At 61.9% G+C, this 6,959-nt stretch carries 6 protein-coding genes; 5 read left to right on the forward strand and 1 reads right to left on the reverse strand.

Features of this window, described 5'->3' with window-relative positions:
* Positions 1-151 precede the first annotated feature (151 nt).
* Positions 152-1,300: a DUF1501 domain-containing protein gene (locus tag K8U03_01410; protein ID MCE9603541.1), complete on the reverse strand. Its 1,149-nt coding sequence runs from the start codon at positions 1,298-1,300 to the stop codon at positions 152-154.
* A gap of 553 nt (positions 1,301-1,853) precedes the next feature.
* On the opposite strand from K8U03_01410, the gene K8U03_01415 reads away from it, so the two are divergent.
* The 5 genes from K8U03_01415 to K8U03_01435 form a co-directional block, all read left to right on the forward strand.
* Positions 1,854-3,389 carry a DUF1549 and DUF1553 domain-containing protein gene (locus K8U03_01415; GenBank protein MCE9603542.1) on the forward strand — a complete coding sequence of 512 codons (1,536 nt, stop codon included), beginning with the start codon at positions 1,854-1,856 and terminating at the stop codon, positions 3,387-3,389.
* The gene (locus K8U03_01420; GenBank protein MCE9603543.1) at positions 3,319-3,567 is read left to right on the forward strand and encodes a hypothetical protein; all 249 of its coding nucleotides are present in this window, start codon (positions 3,319-3,321) and stop codon (positions 3,565-3,567) included. Before K8U03_01415 ends, K8U03_01420 begins: the two co-directional genes overlap by 71 nt.
* A 12-nt stretch (positions 3,568-3,579) precedes the next feature.
* The gene (locus K8U03_01425; protein MCE9603544.1) at positions 3,580-4,839 is read left to right on the forward strand and encodes a DUF1501 domain-containing protein; all 1,260 of its coding nucleotides are present in this window, start codon (positions 3,580-3,582) and stop codon (positions 4,837-4,839) included.
* Between the two features lie 21 nt (positions 4,840-4,860).
* Positions 4,861-5,853, forward strand: coding sequence for a hypothetical protein (locus K8U03_01430; protein MCE9603545.1), 993 nt, complete (start codon positions 4,861-4,863; stop codon positions 5,851-5,853).
* Positions 5,854-5,894: 41 nt separating this feature from the next.
* Positions 5,895-6,959, forward strand: a 1,065-nt coding sequence (locus K8U03_01435; protein ID MCE9603546.1) for a DUF1501 domain-containing protein, incomplete at its 3' end; no start/stop codon positions are given.

The raw sequence follows: 6,959 nt of genomic DNA on the forward strand, positions 1-6,959 counted from the left end.
GTCAGGCCTTCACGCGTCGTCCCTTGAAAGTCAACGAAGGCATGAGCGGCGTGTGCCGCGCGGCGACAGGGGTGCGAACGAAAGTCACTCGACATGAGGAAGTTCTCGTAATGACGTGCGTCAAGCTTCCACTACGCTCGCATTCGAGGCCTTACGACAACTCCGCGATCGGATTGCCGTGCGGCAGGATCGGCATCGGGCGTCCGCTGCGGTCGAGGAACGCGTGGTGGTAGTCGATCCCTAAGAAGCGATAGACCGTGGCGAGTAGGTCGTTTGGATCGAGGCGATTGTCTTTCGGGTACTCGCCTTTGTCGGTCGTCGAACCGATGACCTGACCCATGCGTGCGCCGCCTCCGGAAATCAGCACCGACTGAGCGCCGGGCCAATGATCGCGGCCGGGCTGCATCACGCCGGAGCGTGTTCCGCGAGCCGAATTGACCCGCGGAGTGCGGCCGAACTCGCCGGCGACGATCAACATCGTTTTGCGATCGAGTCCGCGAGCGTAGATGTCTTCGACCAAGGCTGCGACGGCCTTGTCGAACGGTGCCAAGCGCACGCCGAGGTCGTAGTAGAGATCGCCGTTGACGGCGTGGATGTCCCAGTTGCCGGCCGTGCGAGTTTCATCGACGCCGGGGACATTGGGATTGTTCATGTCCATCCGGACGAAGCTGCAGCCCGCCTCGACGAGCCGGCGCGCGAGCAAGGCGCGTTGCCCCCATTCATGCCGGCCGTAACGATCGCGGGTCGCTTCGCTTTCATTCGTCAGGTCGAATGCTTGTCGAGCCTTTTCGCTCGTGAGTAAGTCTAAAGCCCGTTGGTTGAAGGCGTCCATCGCCGACATCGAGAGCGAGCCATCGGCCTCGCGACGAAATGTATCGAAGGCCTTCAACAGCGCGGCACGGTCGCCGAGGCGACCCTTCAGCGCGGAGCTCACCGCGAGATTCGGCACCTTGAAGCCCGGCGCTCCCGGATTGCCGCCGACCACGAACGGCATCGTCGATTCGCCAAGGTAGGCGCTGCCGTCACCATAGGCGCGGGCCGAGCTGGCGACGTGGTTCGGAACGCCCACTTGCCGATTTTCGCGCATCTTGGCGACGATCGGTCCGACACAGGGGAACTCCGAAATCGGATCGACGCTCGGTGTGTGTCGACCGCTGAGAAAACGGACCGAGCCTTGGGCGTGCTGCGAATCTTCGTGTGTGATCGAGCGGATGATGCTGAACTTATCGGCGACGCGAGCATGCAACGGCAGGAGTTCGCAGATGTCCATGCCCGGCGCTTTGGTCGCGATCGGTCGCATCGGCTTCAAGAAAGCCGCGACGCGAAATCGGACCGGGGCAACAAACGTGCGGACGGGAGTTCATGGGTGATGTCTCATCGCGGAGAAGTCCGTTCGCTGACAAGGCTCAAGACGGACGAGAGCCTACATTCGACGAATATCGATCGTCGAACGAAGCGAAGCGGACGAGCAGGTAGGGCTGAGGGCTCGTGATTTTCAATGGGATCTGCAGTCTAGGTTCATCGACAGTTCGAGGTCAACGACATTAAAGTCTCGTCGCTTCCGACAGGGGTCGCCGACGCAGTTTTGAAAACCAACTCGCTAGGGTGGAATTGGCCAGACCGGAATAGCGACCTCGCAGAACGGTCAGACCAATCGCTCGCTGCCGGCGCACGTTGAAACGGGCATGCCGAATTCGCCGCGCCGCGATTGCCGCACTTCGGCTTCTCGCGTAGAATTGGTTCATCGACAACCGCCGATGCGTTTAGTCTTGCAGGAAAATTTCTCCTCCGCAAGAGACAATTCGCGGCCGTCGCCCCGCCTCAAACTCCCGCCCCGATCGTCGCACCAGTTCATGTATTCATCGCCTCACTGCGCGCGAATCATCGGCGTCGTGCTCGGCTTAGCCGTCTGCGCGATGCCTCAACCCGCCGCAGCGGAAGCGGAACCGGCGCTGCACGCGCAGATCGACGCCCTGGTCGCGAAGCGATTACTCGAGCGAAGGATCGCTCCGGCTGGAGTGTGCAGCGACGCCGAGTTCGTGCGGCGCATCTATCTCGATCTCACGGGCGTTATTCCTTCGGCAAAACAAGCCCGTGATTTTCTCGACGACGGAAGTCCCGGCAAACGCGCGCGATTGATCGATCGGTTGTTGGTGAGTCCCGAGTATGCCTTGCACATGGCTCGGGTCTTCGACGTAATGCTGACGGAACGACGCATCCCGACGATCAGCTCCTACGACATTCCGCAAGCAGCCTGGCGTGCCTATCTGACGGAGTCGTTCGCCGCGAACAAGCCGTGGGATCGGAAGGTCCAAGAGATCCTCGGCAGCGATGGAACCGACGAGAAGCTCGGCAGCGGCGTGAAGTTTTACTTGGTGCGCGATGTCGAGCCGCATGCGCTCACACGCGACGTGGGCCGGCTATTCCTCGGCGTCGACCTGCAGTGCGCTCAGTGTCACGACGATCCGCGGTTCGACGACTATCACCAAGCCGACTATTACGGTCTCTACGCCTTCGTGCAGCGGATGAAGCTGCACCCGATGATGCCGCGCGGCGCACAAGTCGCCGAAACGGCCGAAGGGAAAACGACCTTCACCTCGGTCTTCACCACCAAGAACGGCGAGACGTTTCCCCGCTTGCCCGGCGGCGAGATGCTGGCCGACCCGATGCTGGATAAAGGGAAGGAATACGTCGTTAAGCCCGGCCCGAAGGACCGCAGCGTCCCGACCTATAGTCGACGGCTGAAGCTCTCCGAACGGTTGCCGCGGCAAGAAACGAAAGGCTTCGCGCGCAATATCGCCAATCGTGTCTGGGCGCAGTTCTTCGGGCGCGGCATCGTGCATCCGCTCGATTTGCACCATGCGACGAATCCGCCGTCGCATCCGGAGTTGCTCGAACGACTCGAACAGTGGATGGTCGAACATCAGTACGATCTTCGCGGTTACATTCGGGAGCTCGTCCTAAGCGGCGCCTACCAACGCTCGAGCGTTCTACCTGCCGATGTGAAAGAATTGTCCGACGACGCCTTTGCCGTCGCGCCGCTGCGCGGACTTACGGCCGAACAGCTTCGTTGGTCGCTGCTGCAAGCGACCGGGCGCATCGAGATGCACTACGCGAAGCTCGCTGCAGCGGCGACGAAGGCTTCGGCCGATAAGAAGCCGGCCGTCGCCGAGCCCGAATGGAAGGTTAAGCACGTGGGCAACGAAGCGCTCGAGCGACAAAGTGCGACTCTGATCACGGCGTTCGCCGGCCTCCCCGGGCCAGGCCGAAGGAGCGTTCGATCCGGTCGTCGATCAGGCGCTCTTTCTGAGAAACAGCGTGAAGCTCTTGCCGCTGTTGCAAGCGGAGCCTGGTACGACGCTCGAGCGGCTCGGCGCGATCGTCGATAGTGCGTCGCTTGCCGAGGAGTTGTACCTGAGCGTTCTGACGCGCCGGCCGATGTCCGACGAGATCGACGACGTCCGACGAATCCTCGGCGTTGCGAAGTCGCCGGCCGCGCGGCGCGAAGCTTTGCAAGGCTTGGTTTGGGGACTGTTGTCGTCGGCAGAGTTTCGTCTGAACCATTAGACGCAGGTACGCATGTCCCATCGCAAACACCTCCTCGATCGTGCCGTCTCGCGTCGCACGGTACTTGCCGGCGCGGCGCTCGGTTGCGGCGCCCTCGCATTGCCGTTGCGGGCAGCCTCTGCCGTCGCGCCGCGCAAGCAACTCCTGCTGCTATTTCTTTCCGGCGGCGCGAGTCAGTTCGAAACTTGGGATCCCAAGCCCGCCACGAAGACCGGCGGACCTTACCGCGCGATTTCGACTTCGCTCTCCGGCGTCCGAATCGGTGAGCTCTTGCCGCACTCGGCGAAGAACATGCACCGGCTCAGCGTCGTGCGCAGCGTAAACTCCGGCATCGCCGATCATTTCCAGGGGCACTACGCGATGCAGGCCGGGCGCATCGTCCCCGGCTATCCGGTGGTCGGCTCGGCGGCGGCGAAGTTGCTCGAACGTCCGGATGACATCTTGCCCGGCTACATTTCGATTCGTCGCGATGGGCCCAAGGCTTACACCGATGTGGGGAGCGCCGGGTTCTTAGGCGCAAAGTACGAGGGAGTTCGGATTCTCAACAATCAGCCGCCGGAAAACTTAGTGCGACCCGCTGCCGTCGCACCGACGCTGGCTGATGCGGTCGATCGGATGCGTCGAAGCGCGAACGATCGCTTTCGACAAGGTCGTGAACCGGCAGCGATCGATGCCTACGGCACGACGTACGATCAAGCCGACGCGCTCATGCAGCGCCGCGAGATTTTCGATCTCACGAAAGAATCGCCGGCCGACCACCAGCGCTACGGCAACCACGACTTCGGCCGCAACTGTTTGCTCGCGCGCCGCGTGCTGCAGTCCGGAATCAGCTGCGTGCGCGTGACGCACTTCGATTGGGACGCGCATCAAGACAATTTCTACTGGCATCAGGTGCGCTGCGGCGAGTTCGACCGGACGTTCATCACGCTGCTCGACGACCTTGAGCAGCGTGGCATGCTGGAACACACGCTCGTCGTCGTCAGCGGCGAAATGGGCCGCACGCCGCAGATCAACCATCTCGGCGGACGCGATCATTGGGGACGAGCTTGGAGCGTGGCGATGGCCGGCTGCGGAGTGAAGCCGGGAATCGTGCATGGGTCGACGAATGAGACAGGCACCGAAGTCAAAGACGGCCTGGTCAAGCTCGGCGACCTGTTCCACACCTATCTCACGGCTCTCGGCATCGACTCTCAAGCCAAGTACGAAATCGGCGGCCAATCGAATCCTGTCGCCGATCCGGCGGCGAAACCCATCGCCGCCGTGCTCGCTTAACGATCGCTGCGGCGCAACTTTATGACCATCGATCCTGCCACAACGAAACTTGTCGTCGAATTCAAGCACGACGTGCCGCTGATGTGCTGCGCGTTCGACGCAAGCGGCCGCTTTCTCATTGCCGGCGGTCGAGATACTAATGTCGTGGCGATTGAAACGGCTTCCGGTCGGAAGAAGATTCTTGCTGGGCACGAGAGTTGGATCGGAATCGCGACGCGCGCGGCGGACCTCGTCCTGACGGCCGATTATGCGGGGCGCGTCGTCGCTTGGGATTGCCGCGGCGAAGAACCGAAGTCGCGCTGGACGATCGACGCGCATCCGAGCACGATCTACGGTCTGGCCGCCGCCGTCGACGGAAAAACATTCGCGACCGGCGACCGCGAGGGAGTCGTGCGCGTTTGGCGTACTGCCGACGGTAAGCAACTCCACGAGCTGCCGCGAATCGAATATCCGGTTTACGGAGTCGCGCTGCATCCCGACGGCAAACGGATCGTGACCGCCGATCGGCAACCGCAGAAGCCGCGAATCAAAGTATGGGACATCACCTCGGGTACGGAACGACTCTCGATCGACGTCGCCGAACTATCGGGTTATCGGCGCGTGGAAGATATCGAATGGGGCGGCATTCGCGCGCTCGCCGTCTCGCCGGACGGCGCGCAGATCGTCGCCTGCGGTCGGACCGGTTACGACGGCCAAGCGTGCGCCATGGTCTACGACGCCGCGACCGGTAAGCTGCAACGCAAACTCGCCGTCGCTTTAAAGGGTGGTTTCTATTACTCGGCCAAGTTCCATTCTCAAGGCTTCCTAGTCACCGCCGGAGGCGACCTCGGCAAGAGAGAGTTTCGCTGTTGGAAACCGAACGCCGACGAATCGTTGTCGAACGTTGCTACTTCGGGGCCGTGCCTCGGCATGGATCTTCATCCGAGCGGAGAGAAGATCGCCGTGGCGCAAGCGATCGGAACCAAAACCTATCCGGAGTTGGGGGCTCTCGCCGTATTCGAATGGTCGAAGTAACGGCCTGAACTCAATTGCGTCGCAAGAATGGAAGGTTGTCGATGATCTCTTCTCATGGACCAAGTGCCGCACGTGCGACTCGACGCGCGGCGTTGCAGATCGGCGCGGGTCTGTTCGGCCTCAATCTTCCTCAGGCACTCCGAGCGTCGCCATCGACCGCTCGCAAGTCGCCTGAAATGTCTTGCATCTTTATCTTTTTAGCCGGCGGCCCAAGTCAGTTCGAGACGTTCGACCCGAAGCCCGACGCCCCCGTCGAAGTTCGCGGCCTCTGGAAGCCGACGCAGACGAGCGTGCCGGGCACATTGATCTGCGAAAAGCTGCCGCTCATGGCGCAGCGTATGGACAAGGTCGCCGTCATCCGTTCGTGGCAAGGAACCAGCGGCGGACATGACATCGGCTCGCGGCATGTCGCATCGGGGTTTTTGCCGATGCGAGGCGAGCAGTTCTTTCCGAATTGCGGCTGCCTAGTGTCGGCCCTTCGGGGCAACAAGGTGAAGGGGATGCCGGCGCACTTCGGGATCCCCGTCGCAGCCCGCTACACCGATCCGCCGGGCTATCTCGGTGCGGCCTATGAGCCCTTCAACGTCAAAGGGGATCCCCGCGCGCCGGAACTGCAATTCAGCAAGTTGAGCGTCGGGTCGAATCGATTCGAGGATCGACGTTCACTGCTCACACAACTGGACAATCTCGACAAGCTCGCCGAACTCGGTGCCGGCCCTTACGAGGCGCACGACAAGTTCGGCGAAGAAGCGATCGCGCTGCTGACCAGCGGCGCAATCGCCCGAGCGATGAATCTCGAAGGGGAACGGACCGAGCTGCGCGAGCGCTACGGCGAAAACATCTATGGCCGGCGCGTGTTGATGGCGCGCCGCTTGATCGAGGCCGGCGCACGGTTCGTAACCGTCAACCACGCCGTGCAAGGGGGTTTGTTCGGCGACGGAAAGACCGACGGGACCTGGGACAACCATCAGCTCCTCTTCGATTCGATGATGTCGTTCGGACCGACTCCGGCGCAGATCCCCAGCGGCTACAAGTGGCATTCCTATCGCGGCCCCGGCAACCTGCCGCAATTGGACATGTCGCTTTCGACGCTGCTCGACGACTTA

This window comes from Planctomycetia bacterium (assembly GCA_021413845.1).
Classification (GTDB): domain Bacteria; phylum Planctomycetota; class Planctomycetia; order Pirellulales; family PNKZ01; genus PNKZ01.